General features: G+C 67.7%; 19 protein-coding genes and 1 other RNA gene. 8 read left to right on the top strand and 12 right to left on the bottom strand.

All coding sequences use genetic code 11. The features are described 5' to 3' along the window. Together lpdA and sucB are read left to right on the top strand one after the other, a co-directional pair. The gene (gene lpdA / locus LTA6_RS15250) at positions 1-1,374 is read left to right on the top strand and encodes a dihydrolipoyl dehydrogenase (protein ID WP_407358197.1); all 1,374 of its coding nucleotides are present in this window, start codon (positions 1-3) and stop codon (positions 1,372-1,374) included. Between the two features lie 68 nt (positions 1,375-1,442). After that, on the top strand, positions 1,443-3,185 hold the full coding sequence (gene sucB / locus LTA6_RS15245) for a 2-oxoglutarate dehydrogenase, E2 component, dihydrolipoamide succinyltransferase (RefSeq protein ID WP_407358196.1): 1,743 nt from the start codon (positions 1,443-1,445) through the stop codon (positions 3,183-3,185). Between the two features lie 21 nt (positions 3,186-3,206). Here the strand turns inward: sucB and LTA6_RS15240 are convergent, their stop codons facing one another. Then, complete coding sequence (locus LTA6_RS15240; RefSeq protein ID WP_407358195.1) at positions 3,207-4,598, bottom strand: hypothetical protein; 1,392 nt, start codon at positions 4,596-4,598, stop codon at positions 3,207-3,209. 191 nt (positions 4,599-4,789) lie between these two features. Here LTA6_RS15240 and LTA6_RS15235 point away from each other — a divergent pair, with 191 nt between their 5' ends. Beyond that, positions 4,790-5,500: a DUF4191 family protein gene (locus LTA6_RS15235; protein ID WP_341974588.1), complete on the top strand. Its 711-nt coding sequence runs from the start codon at positions 4,790-4,792 to the stop codon at positions 5,498-5,500. Positions 5,501-5,568: 68 nt separating this feature from the next. Here LTA6_RS15235 and LTA6_RS15230 read toward each other — a convergent pair whose 3' ends face one another. After that, the gene (locus LTA6_RS15230) at positions 5,569-6,756 is read right to left on the bottom strand and encodes a RimK family alpha-L-glutamate ligase (RefSeq protein ID WP_341978409.1); all 1,188 of its coding nucleotides are present in this window, start codon (positions 6,754-6,756) and stop codon (positions 5,569-5,571) included. Between the two features lie 17 nt (positions 6,757-6,773). On the opposite strand from LTA6_RS15230, the gene LTA6_RS15225 reads away from it, so the two are divergent. Then, a complete protein-coding gene (locus tag LTA6_RS15225) occupies positions 6,774-7,262 on the top strand; it encodes a RimK/LysX family protein (RefSeq protein ID WP_363547009.1) in 489 nt (162 codons plus the stop codon). A 3-nt stretch (positions 7,263-7,265) separates the two neighbouring features. Here the strand turns inward: LTA6_RS15225 and LTA6_RS15220 are convergent, their stop codons facing one another. Beyond that, on the bottom strand, positions 7,266-7,694 hold the full coding sequence (locus LTA6_RS15220; protein ID WP_407358194.1) for an RDD family protein: 429 nt from the start codon (positions 7,692-7,694) through the stop codon (positions 7,266-7,268). Between the two features lie 122 nt (positions 7,695-7,816). Between LTA6_RS15220 and glnA (LTA6_RS15215) the strand changes: the two genes are divergently transcribed. Together glnA (LTA6_RS15215) and LTA6_RS15210 are read left to right on the top strand one after the other, a co-directional pair. Continuing rightward, complete coding sequence (gene glnA / locus LTA6_RS15215; RefSeq protein WP_341974585.1) at positions 7,817-9,241, top strand: type I glutamate--ammonia ligase; 1,425 nt, start codon at positions 7,817-7,819, stop codon at positions 9,239-9,241. A gap of 146 nt (positions 9,242-9,387) precedes the next feature. Then, positions 9,388-10,539, top strand: a complete 1,152-nt coding sequence (locus LTA6_RS15210) for an AI-2E family transporter (RefSeq protein ID WP_407358193.1) — start codon at positions 9,388-9,390, stop codon at positions 10,537-10,539. Here the strand turns inward: LTA6_RS15210 and LTA6_RS15205 are convergent. From LTA6_RS15205 to LTA6_RS15190, 4 genes are read right to left on the bottom strand one after another with little or no spacing between them, the layout of a single operon-like run. Then, positions 10,526-11,446 carry a diacylglycerol/lipid kinase family protein gene (locus LTA6_RS15205; protein ID WP_407358192.1) on the bottom strand — a complete coding sequence of 307 codons (921 nt, stop codon included), beginning with the start codon at positions 11,444-11,446 and terminating at the stop codon, positions 10,526-10,528. The two genes, LTA6_RS15210 and LTA6_RS15205, sit on opposite strands and share 14 nt — an antisense overlap. Before the next feature lie 45 nt (positions 11,447-11,491). After that, the gene (locus LTA6_RS15200) at positions 11,492-14,467 is read right to left on the bottom strand and encodes a bifunctional [glutamine synthetase] adenylyltransferase/[glutamine synthetase]-adenylyl-L-tyrosine phosphorylase (protein WP_341974581.1); all 2,976 of its coding nucleotides are present in this window, start codon (positions 14,465-14,467) and stop codon (positions 11,492-11,494) included. Positions 14,468-14,473: 6 nt separating this feature from the next. Further along, the gene (gene glnA / locus LTA6_RS15195; RefSeq protein WP_341974580.1) at positions 14,474-15,811 is read right to left on the bottom strand and encodes a type I glutamate--ammonia ligase; all 1,338 of its coding nucleotides are present in this window, start codon (positions 15,809-15,811) and stop codon (positions 14,474-14,476) included. 2 nt (positions 15,812-15,813) lie between these two features. Continuing rightward, positions 15,814-16,029 carry an SPOR domain-containing protein gene (locus LTA6_RS15190; RefSeq protein WP_341974578.1) on the bottom strand — a complete coding sequence of 72 codons (216 nt, stop codon included), beginning with the start codon at positions 16,027-16,029 and terminating at the stop codon, positions 15,814-15,816. A gap of 68 nt (positions 16,030-16,097) precedes the next feature. Here LTA6_RS15190 and ppgK point away from each other — a divergent pair, with 68 nt between their 5' ends. Then, positions 16,098-16,844 carry a polyphosphate--glucose phosphotransferase gene (ppgK, locus tag LTA6_RS15185; RefSeq protein WP_407358191.1) on the top strand — a complete coding sequence of 249 codons (747 nt, stop codon included), beginning with the start codon at positions 16,098-16,100 and terminating at the stop codon, positions 16,842-16,844. 63 nt (positions 16,845-16,907) lie between these two features. On the opposite strand, the gene rnpB is transcribed toward ppgK, so the two are convergent. From rnpB to LTA6_RS15165, 4 genes are all read right to left on the bottom strand, one after another. After that, an RNA gene (gene rnpB / locus LTA6_RS15180) (RNase P RNA component class A) lies at positions 16,908-17,279 on the bottom strand. A gap of 14 nt (positions 17,280-17,293) precedes the next feature. Further along, positions 17,294-18,949 carry a bifunctional 3'-5' exonuclease/DNA polymerase gene (locus LTA6_RS15175; RefSeq protein ID WP_341974574.1) on the bottom strand — a complete coding sequence of 552 codons (1,656 nt, stop codon included), beginning with the start codon at positions 18,947-18,949 and terminating at the stop codon, positions 17,294-17,296. Positions 18,950-19,019: 70 nt separating this feature from the next. Beyond that, the gene (locus LTA6_RS15170) at positions 19,020-19,751 is read right to left on the bottom strand and encodes a C4-type zinc ribbon domain-containing protein (RefSeq protein ID WP_341974573.1); all 732 of its coding nucleotides are present in this window, start codon (positions 19,749-19,751) and stop codon (positions 19,020-19,022) included. Beyond that, positions 19,748-20,170 carry a YchJ family protein gene (locus LTA6_RS15165; RefSeq protein WP_341974572.1) on the bottom strand — a complete coding sequence of 141 codons (423 nt, stop codon included), beginning with the start codon at positions 20,168-20,170 and terminating at the stop codon, positions 19,748-19,750. Before LTA6_RS15165 ends, LTA6_RS15170 begins: the two co-directional genes overlap by 4 nt. A gap of 43 nt (positions 20,171-20,213) precedes the next feature. Here LTA6_RS15165 and LTA6_RS15160 point away from each other — a divergent pair, with 43 nt between their 5' ends. Further along, positions 20,214-21,065 carry an aldo/keto reductase gene (locus LTA6_RS15160; protein WP_341974571.1) on the top strand — a complete coding sequence of 284 codons (852 nt, stop codon included), beginning with the start codon at positions 20,214-20,216 and terminating at the stop codon, positions 21,063-21,065. Positions 21,066-21,082: 17 nt separating this feature from the next. Here the strand turns inward: LTA6_RS15160 and LTA6_RS15155 are convergent, their stop codons facing one another. Next, the gene (locus LTA6_RS15155; protein ID WP_341974570.1) at positions 21,083-21,970 is read right to left on the bottom strand and encodes a TIGR01777 family oxidoreductase; all 888 of its coding nucleotides are present in this window, start codon (positions 21,968-21,970) and stop codon (positions 21,083-21,085) included. Between the last annotated feature and the right edge of the window lies 1 nt (position 21,971).

The raw sequence follows: 21,971 nt of genomic DNA, 5'->3' as shown, positions 1-21,971 counted from the left end.
ATGACCACTCACAACTTCGACGTCGTCATTCTCGGCGGCGGCAGCGGCGGCTACGCCGCAGCCATCCGCGCCAGCGAACTCGGCAAGTCCGTCGCACTCATCGAGAAGGACAAGGTCGGCGGGACCTGCCTGCACCGCGGATGCATCCCCACCAAGGCGCTGCTGCACGCGGCGGAGGTCGCCGAGCACGTGCGTGACGCCGCGCACGTCGGCATCACCGCCACTCTCGAGGGCATCGACCCCGCGGGCGTCCGGGCGTACCGCGAGGGCATCGTCGCCAAGAAGTTCAAGGGCCTCGAAGGCCTGGTCAAAGCACGCGGCATCACGACGGTCCCCGGTCTCGGACGACTGCAGGCTGACCGGAGCATCGTTGTCGGGGACGACGTGTACGTCGGTGCCGACGTGATCCTCGCGACCGGCTCCTACAGCCGCACCCTCCCCGGTCTGGAGATCGGCGGACGCATCCTCACGAGCGAGCAGGCTCTGGCGCTCGACGTCATCCCCGAGCGCGTCCTCATTCTCGGCGGCGGTGTCATCGGCGTCGAGTTCGCCAGTGTGTGGCGCTCGTTCGGCGCCGAAGTCACCATCATCGAGGCTCTGCCGCACCTGGTCCCGAACGAGGACATCGCGCTCAGCAAGGGCCTCGAGCGCGCCTTCCGCCGCCGCGGCATCCAGTACTCGCTGGGCAAGCGATTCCAGACCGCCGCACAGGATGACGTGTCCGTCACGGTCACGCTCGAAGACGGCACCGAGTTCACCGCCGACTACCTGCTCGTGGCCGTCGGCCGTGGTCCGGTGACCGCGGATCTCGGCTTCGAAGAGGCAGGCGTGACCCTGGACCGTGGCTTCGTCACCGTCGATCAGGACCTCCGGACCTCCGCAGCCGGCGTCTGGGCCGTCGGCGACATCGTTCCCGGCCTGCAGCTCGCCCACCGCGGCTTCCAGCAGGGCATCGCCGTCGCCGAGCGGATCGCCGGACTCTCGCCCGCGAACATCCCCGATGTGCAGATCCCGAAGGTCACGTACTCCAGCCCGGAGGTCGCCTCCGTCGGTGTCACCGAGGAAGCCGCCGTCGCCGAGCACGGCGCGGACAGCGTCGTCGCCTACGAGTACAACCTGGCCGGAAACGGCAAAAGCGAGATCATCGGCACCGGCGGCCTGGTGAAGATCGTCCGCCTCAAGGACGGCCCGGTGCTCGGTGTCCACCTGCTCGGAGATCGCGTCGGCGAGCTCATCACCGAGGGCCAGCTCGCTGTCGCCTGGGAGGCGCACCCGGAGGACATCGCTCCTCTGATCCACGCCCACCCCACACAGAGCGAGGCACTGGGCGAGGCGTTCCTCGCCCTCGCAGGCAAACCGCTGCACGCCCTCTGAACACCAATCGGCCAACCAGGTCACTAAGCTAGACAAGCGTTATACAACTTCTTGAAGGAGACTCCGTCATGAGCACATCCGTGGTCCTCCCCGCTCTCGGTGAGAGCGTCACCGAGGGTACGGTCACCCGTTGGCTCAAGCAGGTGGGAGACACCGTTCAGGCGGACGAGGGCCTGCTCGAGATCTCGACCGACAAGGTCGACACCGAGATCCCCTCCCCCGTCAGCGGTGTGATCGAGGAGATCCTCGTCGCCGAGGATGAGACCGTCGAGGTGGGCGCTCTGCTCGCCCGTATCGGTGATGGTTCGAATGCGGCACCGGCAGCGGATGCTCCGGAAGCCGCCGCTCCGGCAGCAGAGGAAGCGCCTGCGGCCGAAGCAGCAGCACCGGCCGCCCCCGCGGCGCCGGCCGCCGAAGCCCCGGCCCCCGCGGCTCCGGCAGAAGCCGCTCCCTCCGCTCCGGCCGGCGACGCCACCGACATCGTGCTCCCCGAGCTCGGCGAGAGCGTCACCGAGGGCACGGTCACCCGTTGGCTCAAGCAGGTCGGTGACACCATCGCCGTCGACGAGGCTCTGCTCGAGATCTCGACCGACAAGGTCGACACGGAGATCCCTTCGCCGGTCGCCGGCATCCTGCAGGAGATCGTCGCCGGCGAAGATGAGACCGTCGCCGTCGGCGCTGTCCTCGCCCGGGTCGGATCGGGTGCCGCTCCGACAGCCGCGCCTGCCGCTCCGGCCGCTGAAGCTCCTGCCGCTCCGGCTGCTGAAGCTCCTGCCGCCCCTGCCGCGCCGGCACCGGCAGCCGCTGCTCCTGCGGCTCCCGCCCCTGCTGCCCCGGCTCCCGCTCCGGCAGCTCCCGCCGCGGCCGAGCCTGCTGCTCCGAAGCTCACGCTGCCGACCGAGAGCGACAGCCTCTACGTCACCCCGCTGGTGCGCCGTCTGGCCTCTCAGCAGGGCGTCGACCTCGCCTCGGTGACCGGCACGGGTGTCGGTGGCCGTATCCGCAAGGAAGACGTGCTGAAGGCAGCGGAGACGGCATCCGCCGCCCCGGCCGCTGCTCCCGCCGCTGCGGCTCCCGCGCCGCTCGAGGTCTCGCCGCTGCGCGGAACCACGCAGCCGATGTCGCGCCTGCGCAAGGTGCTGGCCGAGCGTGCCGTCGCCTCGATGCAGCAGACCGCTCAGCTGACCACGGTCGTCGAGGTCGATGTCACGAAGCTCGCCGAGTACCGCGACAGCGTGAAGGCGTCCTTCCTGCAGAAGACCGGCGACAAGCTGTCGTTCCTGCCGTTCTTCGCTCTTGCGGCCGCCGAGGCGCTGCAGGCGTTCCCGATCGTCAACGCGACGGTCGACGGCACCGACATCGTGTACCCGGCGACCGAGAACCTCTCGATCGCCGTCGACACCGAGCGCGGCCTGCTGACTCCGGTGCTGCGGGATGCCGCGTCGAAGAACATCGCGCAGATCGCACATGAGATCGCTGACCTCGCCGCGCGCACCCGCGACAACAAGCTGAAGCCCGACGAGCTGGGCGGCGGCACGTTCACGCTGACCAACACCGGCTCCCGCGGCGCGCTGTTCGACACGCCTGTCGTGTTCCTGCCGCAGTCGGCGATCCTCGGAACCGGAACGGTCGTGAAGCGTCCCGGCCTGGTCAAGGTCGACGGCGCCGACGCGATCGCCATCCGCTCGTACGTGTACCTCGCGCTCTCGTACGATCACCGCATCATCGATGGCTCGGATGCCGCGCGTTATCTCGGCGCGGTCAAGGCTCGCCTGGAGTCCGCGGACTTCGCTGCCGCTCTCGGCGCCTGATCCGACAGACATCTGAACCGATCAGCCTGGCTGGTCCGCGACGTCGTACACGTCGCGGACCAGCCAGTTCTGGTTGAGGCGCACGAGCACGATCATCAGCTCTGACATCGGCTTCTCCTCTTCGTCCGCTCCGCCCGGCTCGGAAGTCGAAGCCGTCGGGGTCAGTCGGATCACCGCGACATCGCCGTATTCGTCGACGAGCGCCAGTTCCCGATCCTGCGCAACCGCCCCCAGGCGCTCCACGACACCGGCGGCTCCCTCAGCAACCGCTGCGTCACACGTCCCGTCCTCCGCCTCCGCGCAGGCTCGGATGACCGCCAGCAGCGCTGTGGCGGCGTACAGCGGGTCGCTGGTCTCCGCGGTCGGTGCAGCATCCGTCTCGTCCGTCGGCTCGTGCGTCTCCGAACTCGGAGTCGAGCTCTCGGCGGGCGGCACCGCGTCGTCCTGCGCACGCGTCGCCGCTTCCGATGCCCCGTCGGTCTGCGCACCGGCCTCGTCCGACCCGCCGGTGGGCCAGAGCAAACCGACTGCGAGCACCGCAGCGGCAGCCGCACCCGCCACGACCAGAGTTCTGCGTCGTCGCGGCGCACTCTCAGAAACCTTCGATCTCCGCCCCCGGTCCTTCTGCGGACGCTCAGCGATCAGCATCCGCCATCGCTCGAGAATGCGGCTGCGCAGCCCCTCGACGAACACCGCCGGTCCATGACCGTGAACCGGTTCGGAGAAGTCGTCGAGAGCAGCGCGTTGCGGAGCGATGTCACGCGCCCGCTCCGGCGGGAAGACTTCACGGCGCAGCGGCTTGGGCGCCGCGTTCTCGAACAGCTCGCGCTCCCAATCGTCCTGCACGCGTCGCGGCACCCGCGGCTGTACAAGTCCCTGCTGCACGGTGGTGAGCGTGCGCCCCAGCGCCCGATCCGTGGTGCTCTCCTGCAGTCGTCCGACGATCCGCGCTGCGGACTCCCGAGCACTCTCACCATCGCCGAGAACGAAGACCGGCCGTCCTTCGTCGGTCAGCCACCAGCTGCCGCCGACAGTCGCCCCGCCGCCGAGCTCGTCGAGGCCTCGCAGAAGGCTGCCGACGAGCGTGGCCGTCTCCCCGGCCGACACGGCGACGCCGGCGGCTGCACGCCGCCCCAAGAAGGCCGCGAGCCGCTCGGAACACCACGGCAGGAGGACATCCTGGCCGTCGACACGGCGCACCACGTCCAAAGGGCCGGCCACGTGCTCTGCGCCGGCATACGCCCACCCGTCCCATCCACTGAGCGAGGCGGCATCGGTCTGCACCGCGACGCCGTCCCCGCGCGTGACGAGAGCACCGGGATAGGGCCCCTCCTGCGCGTCCAACGTCCGGATCACGCGATGCGCGCCGGTCACGAGCGTCCGGTCGCCGCCGTCCGTTTCACGATCTGCCATGGATCCATGAGAGCGCAGCGACGCATCCGATGGGGGCCCGGGAGCCCGATGTGGACGAACTCCGTCGAACCCGCCATTGTGCAGGAGAAGTGGTGGCGGAGAGATCGTCCCGGGATCGTGCAGAGAAATTCGAATCCGCCCGACGCGAACGCCGACATCCGCAGCATCCCGGACTCGGTAGGCTGATACCTATGGCAAAGCGTGCTCCTGACCCCGAGAAGCGTCCTGGGTTCTTCTCCCAGATCAAGTCCCTCTTCCGGTTCACGCGTGAGGCTTATGCCTGGCTGCCCTGGGCCCAGATCGCGATCCTCCTCGGAGGCATCCTCGTCGGCCTGGTGGTCGGCTATGTGATTCCGCCCTTCCAGGTGTGGACGCTGGTCCTCTGGGGTATCACCGGCCTCATGCTCGGTGTGCTCGGTGCGCTCTTCCTGATGACGCGTCTGTCGACGAACGCGATGTACAAGAAGATCGACGGCATGCCCGGTGCCACCGGTCACGTGCTCAGCAGCAGCCTCGGTCGCAGCTGGCAGGCATCGGACTCCCCCGTCGGCATCAACCCCAAGACCCAGGAGGCGGTCTACCGCACCGTCGGGCGCGGCGGGGTCGTCGTCGTCGGCGAGGGTTCCCGTGGACGCCTCACCCGCCTCATCAACGAAGAGCGCCAGAAGGTGCAGCGCGTCGCGCAGGGCGTCCCGGTGACGGTGCTCTACGTCGGTCACGGCGAAGACGATGTGCCGATCAGCCAACTCGCCAAGACCATCAAGAAGCTGCCCAAGGCGATCGACAAGACGACGATGGCCGCGGTCATCCGGCGGATCGAATCCGTCTCGCAGTCTCTGTCTTCGTTGCCCATCCCCAAGGGGATCGACCCGACAAAGGCCCGGGCGCAACGTCCGCGCTGACGCCCCCGCAGACAGAGAAGCGCGGCCGCCCCTTTCGAGGGCGGCCGCGCTTCTGCATTCTCAGGGCATCACTCCGAGAGCGGCTCGCGCGGGAGCCGGCGCACCTTCGCCCGGCGTCGACGACGCTCAGGAATCATCGAACGCATCTCGTCCAGCTTGCCGAAGCAGAACAAGCGGTCTTCTGCCTCCAGCACGACATGCTTTCGGGGGTTCGGGATCACCGATACGCCACGGTGCAGAGTCAGCACGGTGATGTCCCTCTCCCAGAGCCCCGCCTCTCCCAGCGTCTTGCCCACGAGGTCGGCCGCACCGTGCACGAGCAGCTCGGCGACGCCGTATCCGGTCGACACCGTCAGCCGCTGACGGACGTCGATCTCGGGGAACGCCACCTGGCCGGCGATGTAGTCGATGATCGCTCCGGCGACGTCGAGGTTCGTCGCCGTCTCGATGCCCTGCAGGCCCGGCGAGGAGTTGACCTCCATCACCAACGGACCGTCTTCGCCCTCGAGCATGTCGACACCGGCGACGCGCAGTCCCATGATCTGGGCTGAGCGCACCGCGGTGCGCTCGTACACCGGGTCGAGCTCGACCCGCTCCACGGATCCGCCGCGATGGACGTTCGAGCGGAACTCGTCACCGGCGGCGGATCGGCGCATCGCGGCGACGACGCGGTCACCGACGACCAGGGCGCGGATGTCGCGGCCGCGGCTCTCGGAGATGAACTTCTGGATCAGCACGTTCTGCTTCGTCGAATGCAGCGTCTCGATGATCGCCTCGGCGACCTTCACCTGCGGGGCGAGGATGACGCCGATCCCCTGGGTGCCTTCGAGCAGCTTGATGACGACGGGCGCTCCCCCGACGCGTTCGATCGCCGGCCGCACATCGGCGCGGTTGCGCACGAAGGCCGTCGGCGGCATGGCGATGTTGTGGCGGGACAGGATCTGATTGGCACGGAGCTTGTCGCGCGCGCTGGAGATGCCGTTCGCCGTATTGGGCGTATAGACGTCCATCTGCTCGAACTGCCGGACCACAGCGGTGCCGAAGTAGGTGATCGAGTTGCCGATCCGGGGCAGGATCGCGTCGTAGTCGCTGAGCTGGCGGCCCCGGTAGTGCAGGTCGGGTTCATCAGCGGTGAGGTCGATGGCGAAGCGCAGGGTGTTGAGGACTTTGACGGTGTGGCCGCGCTGCAAGGCGGCGGCTCGCAGTCGTTGAGTCGAGTATGCCTGCGGGGCACGGGAGAGCACGGCGATCTTCACGAAGTTTTCCTGCCAGGATGTATCAGGTGAGTAGGTCAACCCATTCAAACACCCTTACGGGCTGGCGTGAGTGGGTGAGCCTGCCCGATCTCCGTGTCGATTGGCTCAAAGCGAAGATCGACACCGGCGCACGCACCTCGTCGCTGCACGCTTTCGACATCCACGAGTTCGAACGCGACGATGTCGCCTGGGTGCGCTTCAAGGTCAAGCCCTGGCAGGACAGCCAAGAGGATGCCGTGGTCGTCGAGTGCCCGGTGCATGACCGCCGCGCCATCCGCAGCTCCTCCGGCCACGCACAGCAACGGCTCGTCGTGAAGTTGCTGGTCCGTCTGGTCGATCGCGAGGTTCTCGCGGAAGTGACGCTCAGCAACCGCGACGAGATGGGATTCCGGATGCTCATCGGCCGGGAGGCACTCCGCGGCGGCTACATCGTCGATCCCGCTCGGTCGTTCCTCGGCGGCCGCGCGCCGCGCGAGGCGCGTCGCCGTAATCGCGGACGCGACTGAGTCTCAGGTCCGGACGAGTACGGTCCGCACGGCCTTGTCGTGCAGGCCGCGCTGATCCTCGTCCCAGATGACGGCGGGGATCACCACGATCAGCAGGAGTGTCCGCACGATCGGGCGCCACAGGCCCACCCAGCCGCCGTCGAGACTGACCAGACGCATCCCGAGGATGCGGTGACCCGGGCTGCCACCCGCGGTCGGGATGAAGAGGATCTGCAGCAGCGCGAACACCACGAGCGGGGTGAACTGCGTGAGTCCGGCCTCTGACGGCAGCGCGAACTGATTGAAGCCGAGGAACGCGGTCGCAATGATGGTCGCGGCTGTGTAGTCGATCAGCAGGGCGCCGATCCGGCGACCGACGCGGGCGACGCTGCCACTGCCCGTTCGCGGGAGTCCGAGTCGTTCACCGGGGTACGCGTTCACAGCATCCGTCACCTCCCCAGCCTACCCAGCGTCTGTAACACGCCCGAAACAAAGTGGATACTGGGAGGTAACCCCCTCGCCGTACTGTGCAGAGTGGCCGTGAACCCCGATCCGCTATTCAGGAGTCGTTACACATGTTCAAAGATTCATCTGAGGTGCTGAGCTACATCAAGGAGAACGACGTCAAGTTCCTTGACATCCGTTTCACCGATCTGCCTGGCGTTCAGCAGCACTTCAACATTCCCGCGAGCACGGTCGACGAGGACTTCTTCGTCAACGGCCAGCTGTTCGACGGCTCCTCGATCCGCGGCTTCGCGAGCATCCACGAGTCCGACATGCAGCTCATCCCGGACGTCTCCACGGCCTATGTCGACCCGTTCCGCGAGGCGAGCACCATCGTGATGCTCTTCGACATCTACAACCCGCGCACCGGCGAGATCTACTCGAAGGACCCGCGTCAGGTGGCCAAGAAGGCCGAGAAGTACCTCGCCTCCACCGGCATCGCCGACACCGCATACTTCGCCCCCGAGGCCGAGTTCTACCTCTTCGACGACGTCCGCTACGAGGTCTCGGCAGGCAAGAGCTTCTACCAGGTCGACTCCGAGGAGGCCGCGTGGAACACCGGTCGTGAGGAAGAGGGCGGAAACCTCGCCAACAAGACCCCGTACAAGGGCGGCTACTTCCCCGTCTCGCCGGTCGACAAGACCGCCGACCTGCGCGACGACATCACCCTGAAGCTCATCGACGCCGGCTTCATCCTCGAGCGCTCGCACCACGAGGTGGGCACCGCCGGGCAGCAGGAGATCAACTACCGCTTCGACACCATGGTGCACGCGGCAGACGACATCCTGAAGTTCAAGTACATCGTCAAGAACACCGCTGAGCTGTGGGGCAAGGCTGCCACCTTCATGCCGAAGCCGCTGTACGGCGACAACGGCTCGGGCATGCACACCCACCAGTCGCTGTGGAGCGAAGGCAAGCCGCTGTTCTACGACGAGACCGGCTACGGCCAGCTCAGCGACGTCGCGCGCTGGTACATCGGCGGTCTGCTGAAGCACGCTCACGCCGTGCTCGCGTTCACCAACCCCTCGCTGAACAGCTACCACCGCCTGGTGAAGCACTTCGAGGCTCCGGTCAACCTGGCGTACTCCGCCGGAAACCGCTCGGCAGCGATCCGCATCCCGCTGACGGGCTCCAACCCGAAGGCGAAGCGCATCGAGTTCCGCGTGCCGGATGCCTCTGGCAACCCGTACCTGGCATTCGCCGCACAGCTGATGGCCGGCCTCGACGGCATCAAGAACCGCATCGAGCCGCTCGAGCCGATCGACAAGGACCTGTACGAGCTTCCCCCCGAGGAGGCGAAGAACATCCCCCAGGTGCCGAACTCGCTGCTGGACTCGCTGACGGCGCTCGAGGAGGACCACGACTTCCTGCTCGAGGGCGGCGTCTTCACCAAGGAGCTCATCGAGACCTGGATCTCCTACAAGTACGAGAACGAGATCCTGCCGATGGCCCAGCGCCCGCACCCGTTCGAGTACGAGCTGTACTTCGGGGTCTGATCCACTGCAGCACCGAGAGAGCCCGCCCCAGCGCCTGCTGGGGCGGGCTCTCGCCGTTGCACCCGGCGCTTCGTCAAGGGGTTTGACCGCGGATCGACATAGAGTTCAACTGTTGCATCGGGATCGGAAACACCAGGGGGATAATCATGCGTCGACGCAAGGCTGCCGTCACGACGGTCGAACATCACCTTCACGCGCCCGGAAAGACCAGTCCTTCGGGGGCGTGGAAGATCAACCCGTTCCTGTTCGGTCTGCTCGGTGCCCTCGGGGTCCTCGTCGCGCTGCTCATCGGGAGCATGGTCGGTCAGCTCGCGACCGTGCTCGTCTACATCGGCGTTGCGCTCTTCCTCGCCTTGGGTCTCGACCCGATCGTCACTCTCATCGAAGCCAAGCTGCCCCGCCCGGCCGCCGTCACGATCGTCGTCGCGTCCGTGCTGCTCGTGTTCGCGGGAATCATCGTCGCCATCGTTCCCATCGTCGTCGAGCAGATCACGAACCTGATCGATGACGGGCCCCAGATGGTCGCCGACATCACCGCCAGCGCCTGGTTCAAGGACATGAGCGCCCAGTTCGGCTCGGTGTTCCAGGACGCCGCGGACGGCATCCTCGACTTCTTCAAGGATCCGGGCAACTTCGCGAACATCAGTGGCGGCGTCTTCGCTGTCGGCGCCGGCATCGCCGGTGGTTTCACCGCCGTCACGATCGTCCTGATCCTCACCCTGTACTTCATGGCGTCTCTTCGCAGCATCAAGCGCACAGCGGTCCGCTTCGTCCCCGCGTACCAGCGGGAGCGGTTCAGCGGACTCCTCGAGGACGTGTCCGGCGCTGTCGGTCGTTACGTCATCGGCCAGGCGAGTCTCGCTCTGATCAACGGCGTCCTCAGCCTGTTCTTCCTCAGCATCATCGGAGCCCCGGTTCCGGCGTTGCTCGCCCTCCTGGCCTTCATCGGCTCGCTGATCCCGCTCGTGGGCACGCTCACCGCATCCGTGATCATCTCGCTCGTCTGCCTGATCACCGACCCGCAGATGGCGCTGATCGCTTCGATCTACTACCTCGTCTACATGCAGATCGAGGCATACTTCCTCAGCCCGAGAATCATGAGCAAGGCTGTCGCAGTCCCCGGTGCTGTCGTGGTGATCGCCGCCGTGGGCGGCGGCGCGCTGGGAGGAATCCTCGGCGCACTCGTGGCGATTCCCATCGCCGCGAGCGTCATCATCATCATCCAGAAGGTGACGTTCCCCGCTCAGGACAGCAAGACCGTGCCGCCGGACGGCGATCTGATCGTCAGTACACCCTGACGGCAGCGGGCTGCACGCGCACGGTGAACCCCGACACGTCGCCGAGCTCTTCCCCGTCGACTTCGAACGCCTGAGGCTTCTCCAGTTCGACCACGATCCGCTTCGCGGAGAGATGGCGGGTCGAGTCCGTGCTCACCGCCTCCTGGCCAGGGGTGAACAACCGACGGATGCCGTTGTCCCAGACGACCGAGCGCACCGTGTCGAGCCACTGTAGGGCTCCGTCCGAGCTGATCAGGAGCAGATCGAGCAGCCCGTCATCGAGGGTCGCACCCGGCAGCAGGCGGATTCCGCCCTGAACCATCCCGCAGTTCCCGATCAGCAGCGTATGACCCTCGACCGTCTGCGGTTCCTGGTCATCGAGGGTCAACGTGATCGGCGTCATCTCCGTACCGGCGAGAGCGCGGCCCATCGCCTCGACGTAAGCGAGCCAGCCTGCACGATCCTTCAGGTCATCATTGGTCTCGACCAGCATCTGCGCATCGATGCCGAAGCCCACCATGACGGCGAAGGCGTGTTCCTCACCGTTGACCTCCACCCAGCCGAGATCGATGGTCCGGGTCTTGCCCGACCTGACGCGGGCGAGCGCTGCGGGGATGTCGTCGAGCGGAAGCTCGAGGTTGCGGGCGAGGAGATTGCCGGTGCCCTGAGGAACGATGCCGAGAGCGACGTCTGTGCCGACGAGAGTCTCGGCGACCGCCCTGACGGTGCCGTCGCCGCCGACGGCGAGCACGGTGTCGCATCCGGCATCCACGGCCTCCTGCGCCATTCCCCTCCCGGGATCATCGACGCTCGTCTCCCACCATTGCACGTCGGCGTCTGCGGCGAAGGCATCCGCTACAGCCGCGCGCAGCTTCTCCTCGTCGATCTTCGAGGGATTCCAGATCACGCCGATGGTGGAGTTCGTCATGAGGCCACTCTGCGCGACGATGACGATCCGTGCAACTCGGCCGTATCAGCCGTAGAACAGCTGCTCGAAGGCACGCCGTGCGCGACGAGTGACGGCGAGGTAGTCCTCCTCCACCTCGGTGGCCGAGCGATCGGGATATCCGAGCAGACGGCCGATGGCGTCGAGCTGCCTGCGGTCCGTGGGGAGCACGTCGCTGGTCTGCCCGGTGAGCAGCGTGATCGCGGAACGCAGCCGACTGGAGAGGCGCCAAGCTTCCCGAAGAAGCTCCGCGGCCTGCTCCGGGATCAGATCTGATGCGACAGCGGCATCGAGCGCACCGAGCGTCGAGGTCGTCCGCAGCCCTGGCACGTCGTGGGCGTGCTGCAGCTGCACGAGTTGCACCAGCCACTCGACGTCGCTGAGCGACCCGGGTCCGAGCTTCAGATGCCGTCGAGGATCGGCGCCCTGCGGTAGCCGCTCCCCCTCGACGCGGGCTTTGATGCGCTTGATCTCGCGGAGGCCCTGGAGATCGACCGTCGCCGGGTATCGGATGGCATCGGCCATCGCGGTGAACTTCGCGATCAGCTTGAGGCTTCCGGCGACGCCGCGCGCCCGGAGGAGCGCCTGCGCCTCCCAGGAGAGCGACCAGCGGCGGTAGTACTCCGCGTACGCTTCGATCGAACGCACGACGGGCCCGTTGCGGCCCTCGGGTCGGAGGTCGGCATCGAGATCGAGAGGCACACGATGATCGGTGAGGTGCTCGCGGAGCGCTGCGACGAGACGAGCGGCGAGGGTCTGCGCACGCTGGGGATCGACCCCGTTCGCGTCATAGACGTACAGGATGTCCGCATCCGAGCCGAACCCGAGCTCAGCACCGCCGAATCGACCCATCCCGATCACGGCGAAGTCCAGCGCATCGTCTTCGGGCGGGACGATCTCACGACGAACGGCGCGCAAGGCGGACTGAATCGTCGCGTCCGTGATCTCGGTGAGCGCGGTGGCGATCTGCTCGATCGAGAGGACGTCGAGCACGCCGCCCATCGCAGTGCGCAGCAGCTCGCGGCGGCGCAGCGCACGCACCGCGCGCAGCGCATCCCCGGTCGTGCCATGCCGGGTCTGGATGGCCCTGGCTTCCTCGTCGAGGGCCGACTGTCCGCGCGGCGTGAGGAGCTCTGCGCTGTCGAGCCAGGCGACGGACTCCGGGAACCCGTCCATGAGCTCGCCGACGTAGCGCGACGACGACAGCAGTCGTGTCAGGCTCTCGGCCGCTCCGGATGAGTCCCTCAGCATCCGGAGGAACCACGGGGTGTCGCCCAGACGCTCGCTGATCCGGCGGAACGCCAACAAGCCGTAGTCGGGGTCGCTGCCGTCCGCGAACCAGCGCACCATGATCGGCATCAGATGGCGCTGGATCGTCGCCTTGCGGCTGAGACCGGTCGTGAGGGCGCCGATGTGGCGGAGAGCGCCTGCCGGGTCGCGGAATCCGATGGCGGCGAGTCGATCGCGCGCCTGCTCCGTGGAGAGAGTGCGCTCCTCCTCCGGCAGTGAAGCCACAGCGCTCAGCAGCGGCCGGTAGAAGAGGCGCGTATGGATGTCTCGGACCTCGCGGCGGACATGTTCCCAACGCTCCCAGATGCCGTCGCCCGTTTCGGCGAGGCCGCTGCCCCGGGCAAGGATGCGCAGCCCGGCCGGCGTGCGCGGCATGAGGTGCGTTCTGCTGAGTTCTCGCAACTGCAGCCGGTGCTCCATGAGCCGAAGGATGCAGTAGTCGTCGGCGAACGTCGCCGCCTCGGCTCGACCGATGTACCCGCCCTCGACGAGCGCGTCGAGACTCTCCAGGGTCCCGCGCGTTCGCAGAGTGGCGTCGGTGAGCCCGTGCACGAGCTGCAGCAGCTGCACCGTGAACTCGATGTCACGCAGGCCACCGGAGCCGAGCTTGAGCTGGTACGGCGCGTCCTCCGGGTCGATGTGCTCCATGACGCGCTCGCGCATCCGCTGCACGCTGTCGACGAAGTCCTCACGGGCGGCGCTGGACCAGATCTTCGGCTGCACGGCGGCGATGTACTCGATGCCGAGCGCCTGGTCCCCCGCAAGAGGCCGAGCCTTCAGCAGCGCCTGGAACTCCCAGCTCTTCGCCCAGCGGTCGTAGTACGCCAGATGCGAGGCCAGCGACCGCACGAGCGCGCCCTGCTTGCCCTCGGGGCGCAGCGCCGCGTCGACCTCCCAGAGCGGGGGCTCGACCTCGATGCCGCTGAGTCCGCGCATCGTCTCCCGGGCGAGGCGGGTCGCGATGTCGATGGCCTTGGGCTCCGCGACGACATCTTCGTCCGCGGTTCCTCCGACGAAGATCACATCGACGTCGCTGACGTAGTTCAGCTCCCGCGCACCGGCCTTGCCCATCCCGATGATCGCGAGCTGCGTCGCCGCGATCTCTTCGCGGCCGGTCGTGTCCAGCAGGCGCGTACGGGCGACGGCGAGTGACGCCTCCAGTGCTGCACCGGCCGCATCGGCCAGGGCGGCCGACACCGCCGCCACCAAGGCGGTCGGATCCGGATGCGCGAGGTCGACGGCCGCGATCGCCGCGATGCTGCGGCGGTAGGCGACTCGCAACGCGACGAGAGCCGCATCGTCGCCGGTTTCAGCGAACCCGTCGCGGGCCCCGACCGAGGCGAGCAGGTCGTCGCGCAGCTGCTCCGCCGTCGGCAGCTCGTCCGTCGCCTCACCGAGGACGGAGATCTCCCCGGGATGACGCAGGAAGAAGTCCGCAAGCCCCTGCGACGCTCCGAACACGCGCCAGATTCTGCGCCGGGCAGCCGGGTCGTCGCTCAGCGCCCGCAGCGGCGCAGGGTCGCGGCGAGCGACCCGCAGCATCCCGAGAACCGCGGCGTCGGGATCGGCGGCTCCGACGTCTTCGAGCAGCAGCGCGCGCTCACGGCCGAGCAGCGTCGCCAGTTCGGCGAGGGATTCTGCAGCTGCGCTGAGTTCCGCGAATCCGAGGCGTGCGAGCGCGGAGAGCGAGACGGAATCGTCCAGGCGTGCCATACGGGCTCAGAGCAGCTCGAGGTTGCTCTTCAGCTCGAACGGCGTCACTTGGCTGCGGTAGGCCTCGACCTCTTTGCGCTTGTTGAGCAGCACGTAGTTGAACACCTGCTCCCCCAGCGTCTCGGCGACGAGTTCCGACCCCTCCATGAATTCCAGGGCGTGGTCCAGGCTGGTCGGCAGCGCCGAGTAACCCAGGGCCCGTCGCTCCGATTCGCTGAGCGACCAGACGTTGTTCTCGGCCTCCGGCGGCAGCTCGTAGCCCTCCTCGATGCCCTTGAGGCCCGCAGCGAGCATGAGCGCGTATGCGAGATACGGGTTGGCCGCGGAGTCCAGTCCGCGATACTCGACGCGGGATGACTGGCCCTTGTTCGGCTTGTACATCGGCACGCGCACCAGAGCCGAGCGGTTGTTGTGCCCCCAGGTGACGAAGCTCGGCGCTTCATCTCCGCCCCAGAGACGCTTGTACGAGTTCACGAACTGGTTCGTGACCGCAGCCATCTCATTGGCGTGCTTGAGGAGTCCCGCGATGAAGTGTCGACCGGTCTTGGAGAGCTGGTACTTCGCGCCCTCTTCGTAGAAGGCGTTCTGGTCGCCCTCGAACAGCGACATGTGCGTGTGCATACCGCTGCCCGGCTGGCCGCCGAGCGGCTTCGGCATGAACGTCGCGTACACGCCCTGCTCGATCGCGACCTCCTTGATGACGGTACGGAAGGTCATCACGTTGTCTGCAGTCGTGAGCGCGTCGGCGTAGCGCAGATCGATCTCGTTCTGACCCGGTCCGCCCTCATGGTGGCTGAATTCCACAGAGATGCCGAGGTCTTCGAGCATCCGCACGGAGCGGCGGCGGAAGTCGTGCGCCGTACCGCCTGGAACGTTGTCGAAGTAGCCGGCGGAATCGACGGGGACCGGACCCTCAGGACCGAACGAGGAAGACTTGAGCAGGTAGAACTCGATCTCCGGATGCGTGTAGAACGTGAAACCGGCGTCCGCAGCCTTCGCCAGCGCACGCTTGAGCACGTGACGCGGATCGGCCACTGCCGGCTGGCCGTCGGGAGTCGTGAGGTCGCAGAACATCCGCGCGGTCGGGTCGATCTCACCGCGCCACGGCAGGGTCTGGAAAGTGGTCGGATCCGGCTGCGCAAGCAGATCGGACTCGAAGCTGCGGGTCAGGCCTTCGATGGCGGAGCCGTCGAAACCAATGCCCTCCGCGAACGCGCCTTCGACCTCGGCCGGCGCGATGGCGACCGACTTGAGCGTGCCGATGACGTCCGTGAACCACAGCCGGACGAACTTCACGCCGCGCTCTTCGATCGTGCGGAGCACGAAATCCCTCTGCTTGTCCATGGTTACTTTCCGCCAGCGCCCTTGCCGGGAGCCCAGCCGTCGTCTGCTGCGTCGTCTTCGGCCCAGGCGCGCGAACGCTCCTCCAGCGTCTCCGGTGCGCGAGCCGCCTCAGCCTCGGTGTCGAACGGGCCGACGCGGTCAACCGCCGGCGAGATCATCCCGAACTCGACCTGCGCGGTCTTGAGGTTGTACCAGTACTTCTGATCGCCGTCTGACATGGTCCAAGTCCCTTCATCAACTGTCATCGATCCTACTGGGAGTACCACCGCTCGCTAAGCTATCGGCCATGGCTCAAGCAATCGGCGTCGACATCGGCGGCACTGGCATCAAGGCAGGAATCGTCAATCTCGACCACGGGACCATGGCATCCGACAGGGTGCGCGTCCCCACCCCCGAAGGCGCATCACCGCAGGATGTCCTCGTGGCGGTGCAGACGGTCCTCAAGACCCTTGACGTGCACGACTCGACTCTTCCTCTCGGCGTCGCCTTCCCGGCGATCGTCAAGCACGGGAAGACGCTGTCGGCAGCGAACGTCTCCAAGGAATGGGTGGACTTCGACGCCGAGCGGTTCTTCCGCGACGGTCTCGGACGCAACATCGTCTTCGTGAACGACGCCGACGCCGCCGGCGTCGCTGAAGCTCGTCATGGCGCCGCCAGGGACGTTCGCGGTCTGACCCTGATGACGACGCTCGGCACCGGCATCGGCTCGGCGTTCCTCTATGACGGCGTCCTGATCCCCAACACCGAACTCGGGCACCTGAATTTCGGCACCTTCGACTCCGTGGAGAAGTGGGCAGCGACCTCGGCACGCGAACGCGAGGGCCTCAGCTGGGCCGCATGGGCCGAGCGCCTGCAGGCGTTCTACTCGCACATCGAGTTCCTCTTCAGCCCCGACCTGTTCGTCGTCGGCGGCGGCGTATCGAAGAACGCCGGCGACTTCCTCCCGCTGCTCGAGCTCAAGACCCCGATCGTTCCCGCGATCCACCGCAACAACTCGGGCATCATCGGCGCGGCATCCCTGGCCGGCGACTGACCTCAGACGAATCCGAACGCACGAAGGCCCCGCTGATCCAGCGGGGCCTTCTGCGTGTGTAGGCGAATGGGCCGACCTGTACGCCGGGTTCTGTTCCGGGGTTCTTCGCCCCTTCGACGGCCATCTCTCTCGGCGACACGTTGCCGTGCCGCTCCAGCGGTCTACCCGAGGACTCGGCGAGCCGCGTCAACATCCTCTGTCTGACCTTGCTCCGGGCGAGGTTTACCTGGCGGGCCGTGTCACCACGGCCCCCGGTGGTCTCTTACACCACCCTTTCACCCTTACCGGATCCTCGACGAGCGAGGTTCCGGCGGTCTACTCTCTGTGGCACTTTCTCGCGGATTGCTCCGGGTGGGTGTTACCCACCGCCCTGCCCTGTGGAGCCCGGACGTTCCTCGGTGCGGTTTCCCGCCACGCGACCGTCCAGTCGACCCATTCGCAGGCCCAGTCTACTTCTCGGCCGAGCGCGCGATCCGCAGATCAAGCGGAACATCGATCGGGAACGCTCCGAACAGACGGCGGGTCGCAGCGGCCGCGGCCTCACGGACGGCCTCGGCGGCGGCATCCGCGCACTCCTCGGGAACATGCAGGATCACCTCGTCGTGCAGGAAGAACGCCAGATGAGCCTCGTGGGCGAAGGGCCCGGATGCCGGTGCCGGCGTCCGCGCAGCGGGAAGGCGCTGCAGCCGGTGGCGCAGCTCGGCGAGCCAGATCAGCGACCACTCCGCGGCCGTGCCCTGCACGACGAAGTTCCTGGTGAACCGCCCCCAGTCCCTCGCACGCCGTCGGGCCACGTTCACCTCCGCTGCATCGGCATCCGCGGCGGTGGCACGCGACTGCAGCGTCGCCCACTCGGCGGACGGACGCGGCGACGAGCGGCCCAGCCAGGTCGACACGACGCCGCCGTCTTCCCCGACACGCGCTGCCTCGTCGACGAGCCCCATCGCCCGCGGGTAGACCTTGCGCAACCGCGGAACGAGGCGACCGCTGTCTCCGGTCGTCGCACCGTACATCGCCCCGAGCACCGCGTACTTCGCCTCTTCGCGCGTGCTGACGGCACCGGATTCGACGACACCGGCATACAGGTCGGTCCCCCGCGCCGCTCTGGCCATCGCCTCATCGTGCGCCATCGCCGCCAGCATCCGCGGCTCCAGCTGGGCGACGTCCGCGACGACCAGGATCCATCCGGGATCAGCCCTGACCGCCGGCCGGAGACTCCGCGGCACCTGGAGCGCTCCGCCACCCGATGATGCCCAGCGGCCGGTGACGACACCGCCGGTGATGTAGACGGGGCGAAAGCGTCCGTCGTGCACCCACTCGGCCAGCCACGACCAACCGTTGGCGCTGAGCAGGCGCGAGAGCTTCTTGTACGCCAGCAGGGGTTCGATGACGGGGTGATCATGCTCGGCCAGTTCCCACCGGCCTGTCGATTCCACGTGCACGCCCACCCGGTGCAGCGCCCTGAGCAGCTTGGGCTGACTGTCCAGATGCAGCGTCTGGTCGTCGAGGATCGCCCGCACCTTCTCGCCGAGTGCGACCATCCCGCTGGGCAGACCGCCAGCGATCGGGCGGGCTCCGAGCGTCTCGGTGAGGATCGCCTCGTGGGCGGCCACGTCCCAGGGCAGCCCCGCAGCGCGCATCTCCTCGGCGACGAGTCCGCCCGCCGACTCCGCCGCGCACAGGAGGGTCAACCGGCCGTCGGCTGCCTCACCGATGACTCGACGGTGCGCACGGTACTGGTCGAGGAGTTCGGTGACCGGGTCGCCAGCCGAGCGCTCGTCCACGTCGAACAGCGCCGGCGCCTCGACGACGAGTTCGCGGGGCACCCAATCCGGGGACGGCGGCAGCGGATGCTCCACCGAGGCCGTGTCCCGGAGGATGGCGTGGCACAGCATCAGATCGTGCGTGCGGGCGAGGCGTACACCGGCCTCGAGGAGTCGCGGATAGATCTGTCTGGCGCTGCGCAGAATCCAGCGCGGCGTCTGCGCAGCCTCGACCTCTCGCACCCAGTCGATGAGACCGGTCGCGTCCAGCGGCACACGGCTCGTCTCGACGCCGAGCTCGTCGACCTCGATCGCCAGGAACGCGTTCGGTGCGGTCTCCACGAGAGCGATCCGGCGTTCTGGAGCTGGTCGAGGCGTGGCGGTCACCGCCGTCGAGCGCCCCGGCGGAAGATCACAGGCCGGATTCTTCGGTACGCACCAGGATGCAGCCGCACTCGGGGCAGGAGATCACGGCGTCGGGCGCGGCACGGCGGATGTCGTTCAGATCGGTGCTGGAGAGCACCATGCGGCATCCTTCGCAGGTGCCTCGAGTGAGCAGTCCCGCTCCGGCGGTCTTCGCGGAGCGCCGCGTGTACTCGGCGAGGAGGTCAGCCGGGAGCGGCGCCGTGACGGCAGCGCGATCGCGTCCGAGCTGGGCGATCAGCTCGGTCGCCGCCGCGATGTCGGCCTTTGCCTGCACCGTGAGCTCAGTGCCCTCGGCGGTGGTCGCATCGATGAGTGCCTGCTGCGCCGCGACGGCGGCATCTGCATCCTCGACGCGGCCCATCACGTCGAGCTCGGCGTCTTCGAGGTCGCTGAGCCGCTTGGCCAGGCTGGCGAGCTCATGCTCGAGAGCCTGCGCCTCCTTGGAGTTCGCAGAGGCGGCGAGCCGATCCGCATCGCGTGCGCGACGCTGCTCGGCCACCTTGACGTCGGCCTCCAGCCGGACGAGTTCGGTACGTGCATCTTCGCGTGTTCCGGTGAGGGCCGTGAGGTCTCGCAGCTGCTCCTGACGGAGCGCGGCGAGTTCACTGATCCGCCCGGACTGCGTCGGCTGGGTACGCGCACGCTCGGCCTGCGCGATGCGCCGATCGAGGTCGGCGACGTCGAGCAGGATGCGCTGGTGTTCCGGGGCTGCGTTCACCCTTCCAACCTAGTCGCTGGCGCGACACCGCCGTCGACGTACAGCCAGCGACGGTCTTCCCGCACGAACCGGCTGCGCTCGTGCATCACGCCGCGTTCGTCGCCCTGTCGCCAGAGCGCCTCGAACTCGACGACGCCTTCCCGGTCGAACGGTCCGCCCGCGACCGTTTCCAGGACGACGAGCCGGCGCCAGACCAGTTCGTCGTCGATCTCGACGCGTAGCGGTCTCGTGGACGGATGCCAGGTCGCCAGGAGGTACTCGGCATCGCCGACCGCGAAGGCCGTATATCGCGAGCGCATCAGGCGGACAGCCGTCGGGGCGGATGCGCCTTCCAGCAGTGGACCGCAGCATCCGCGGTAGAGATCTCCCGAGAAGCAGGGGCAGCGGTCATCTGGGGCAACGTCACCTGCTGAGACCATCGCCCCAGCGTACGCTGAAGCCAGTCCGCCTCGAAGGAGCACCGTGAGCACTCAGCCCGTCACCGTCCCCCTGTTTGCCGCCCACAACGGCTTCGCTCTCCCCGCGATCGGCCTCGGGACATATCGCTTGAACGGCGAAGCCGGTGCGGCCGCAGTGGCCGGCGCCCTCGACGCCGGTTACCGACTCGTCGACTCCGCCTTCAACTACGAGAACGAAGGCGCCGTCGGTCAGGGCGTCAGGGATTCCGGAGTGGACCGAGGCGAGATCATCGTCACCACGAAACTCCCCGGTCGGCACCACCCCGTAGCGCGTGCCCGCACGAGTGTCGAAGAGAGCCGCTTCCGGCTCGGCGTCGGCGTCACCGATCTGCATCTCATCCACTGGCCGAATCCTGCGCAGGACGAGTACCTGCAGGCCTGGACGGCCCTCGTGGAGGCTCAGGAACGCGGCACCGTGCGCCAGATCGGCGTGTCCAACTTCCTGCCGGAGCACCTGGAGCGCATCGAGAACGAGACAGGGGTCCGCCCCGTTGTGAATCAGATCGAGGTGCATCCGTACTTCCCACAGGAGGAGCAGCTCGCGTACCACCGGGAACGCGGAATCCTCACCGAGGCATGGAGTCCGATCGGGCGAGGTCAAGACGTACTCGCCGAGCCGATCATCGGGGAGATCGCCTCGGCGCACGGCATCAGCCCTGCTCAGGCCGTGCTCGCGTGGCACGTCGCCCGGGGCACGGTGGCGATTCCGAAGGCTTCGTCGGTGGAGCACCAGGTCGCAAACCTCGCCGCGGCAGCCGTCGTCCTCGACGATGCCGAGGTCGCGGCGATCACGGCGCTGGGCAGGCCTGACGGACGACTGTTCAACGGGGATCCGGCGACGCACGAGGAGTCGTAGCAGGCCGTCGACCCTCGTCAGACCGCGGCGTCGACGGCCTCCTGCGCTGTCACGTGCGTGAAGCGGAAGCCCGACTTCTCCAGAGCGGCCGGTCGCACGTCGGCGTCGGAGAGGAGCAGGGAATCCGCGGCCGCTCCGAGTCCGAAACGTAGCGCCCACGCGGGAGCGGGTAGCCAGAACGGCCGATTCATCTTTCGGGCCAGGGCGCGTCCGATGTCGTTCGCGGTGGCTGCTGTGGGTCCCGTTAGGTTGACCGGTCCGTCCAGCTGCTCGTCGATGACGTGCCGGATCGCCCGCACCTCGTCATCGAGCGAGATCCACGGCCAGACCTGGGTGCCCGTCCCAAGCGGGCCGGAGATGCCGAGCCTGGTGAGAGTGATCAGGGGCTTGAGCACGCCGCGTGGGTGGATGACGGGTGCGGTGCGCAACAGGGCGACCCTGACGTCGTCGCCCGCGCGCCGTGCCTCATCCTCCCAGCGGACGCAGAGCTTCGCGAGGAATGTGTCGCCGGCCGCCGAGCTCTCGTCGAGAACGGCGCTCGGCGCCGAGCCGTAGTAGCCCACGGCAGACGCGGAGACGAAAGCCGGAGCATCGGCTCCCAGGGCGCGCAACGCGGTGGCGAGCGAGCCAGTGGCCTGCAGGCGGGAGCGGACGAGTTCTCGCCGGTAAGCCCGCGTCCACGGCAGCCGGCCGACGCTGGCACCGCCGAGCGCGACGACGGCGTCAGCCCCGGCGAGGATATCGGCGTGGAGCGGATGCTCCCCCGGCGCCCACTGGATCTCAGAACCATCGCGCGGTGGGCGACGCACGAGTGTCGTCACTTCCGCGCCGTCGGCGCGCAACGAGTCTGAGAGCGCGGAGCCGATCAGACCGGATGCTCCGCTGATGACAATGCGACGTTTCATG

It is taken from the genome of Microbacterium sp. LTA6 (assembly GCF_045690355.1).
In the GTDB taxonomy this organism is placed as follows: domain Bacteria; phylum Actinomycetota; class Actinomycetes; order Actinomycetales; family Microbacteriaceae; genus Microbacterium.
The sequence above is the reverse complement of the archived record's forward strand: the minus strand, read 5'-3'. Positions and strand labels throughout refer to the sequence as shown.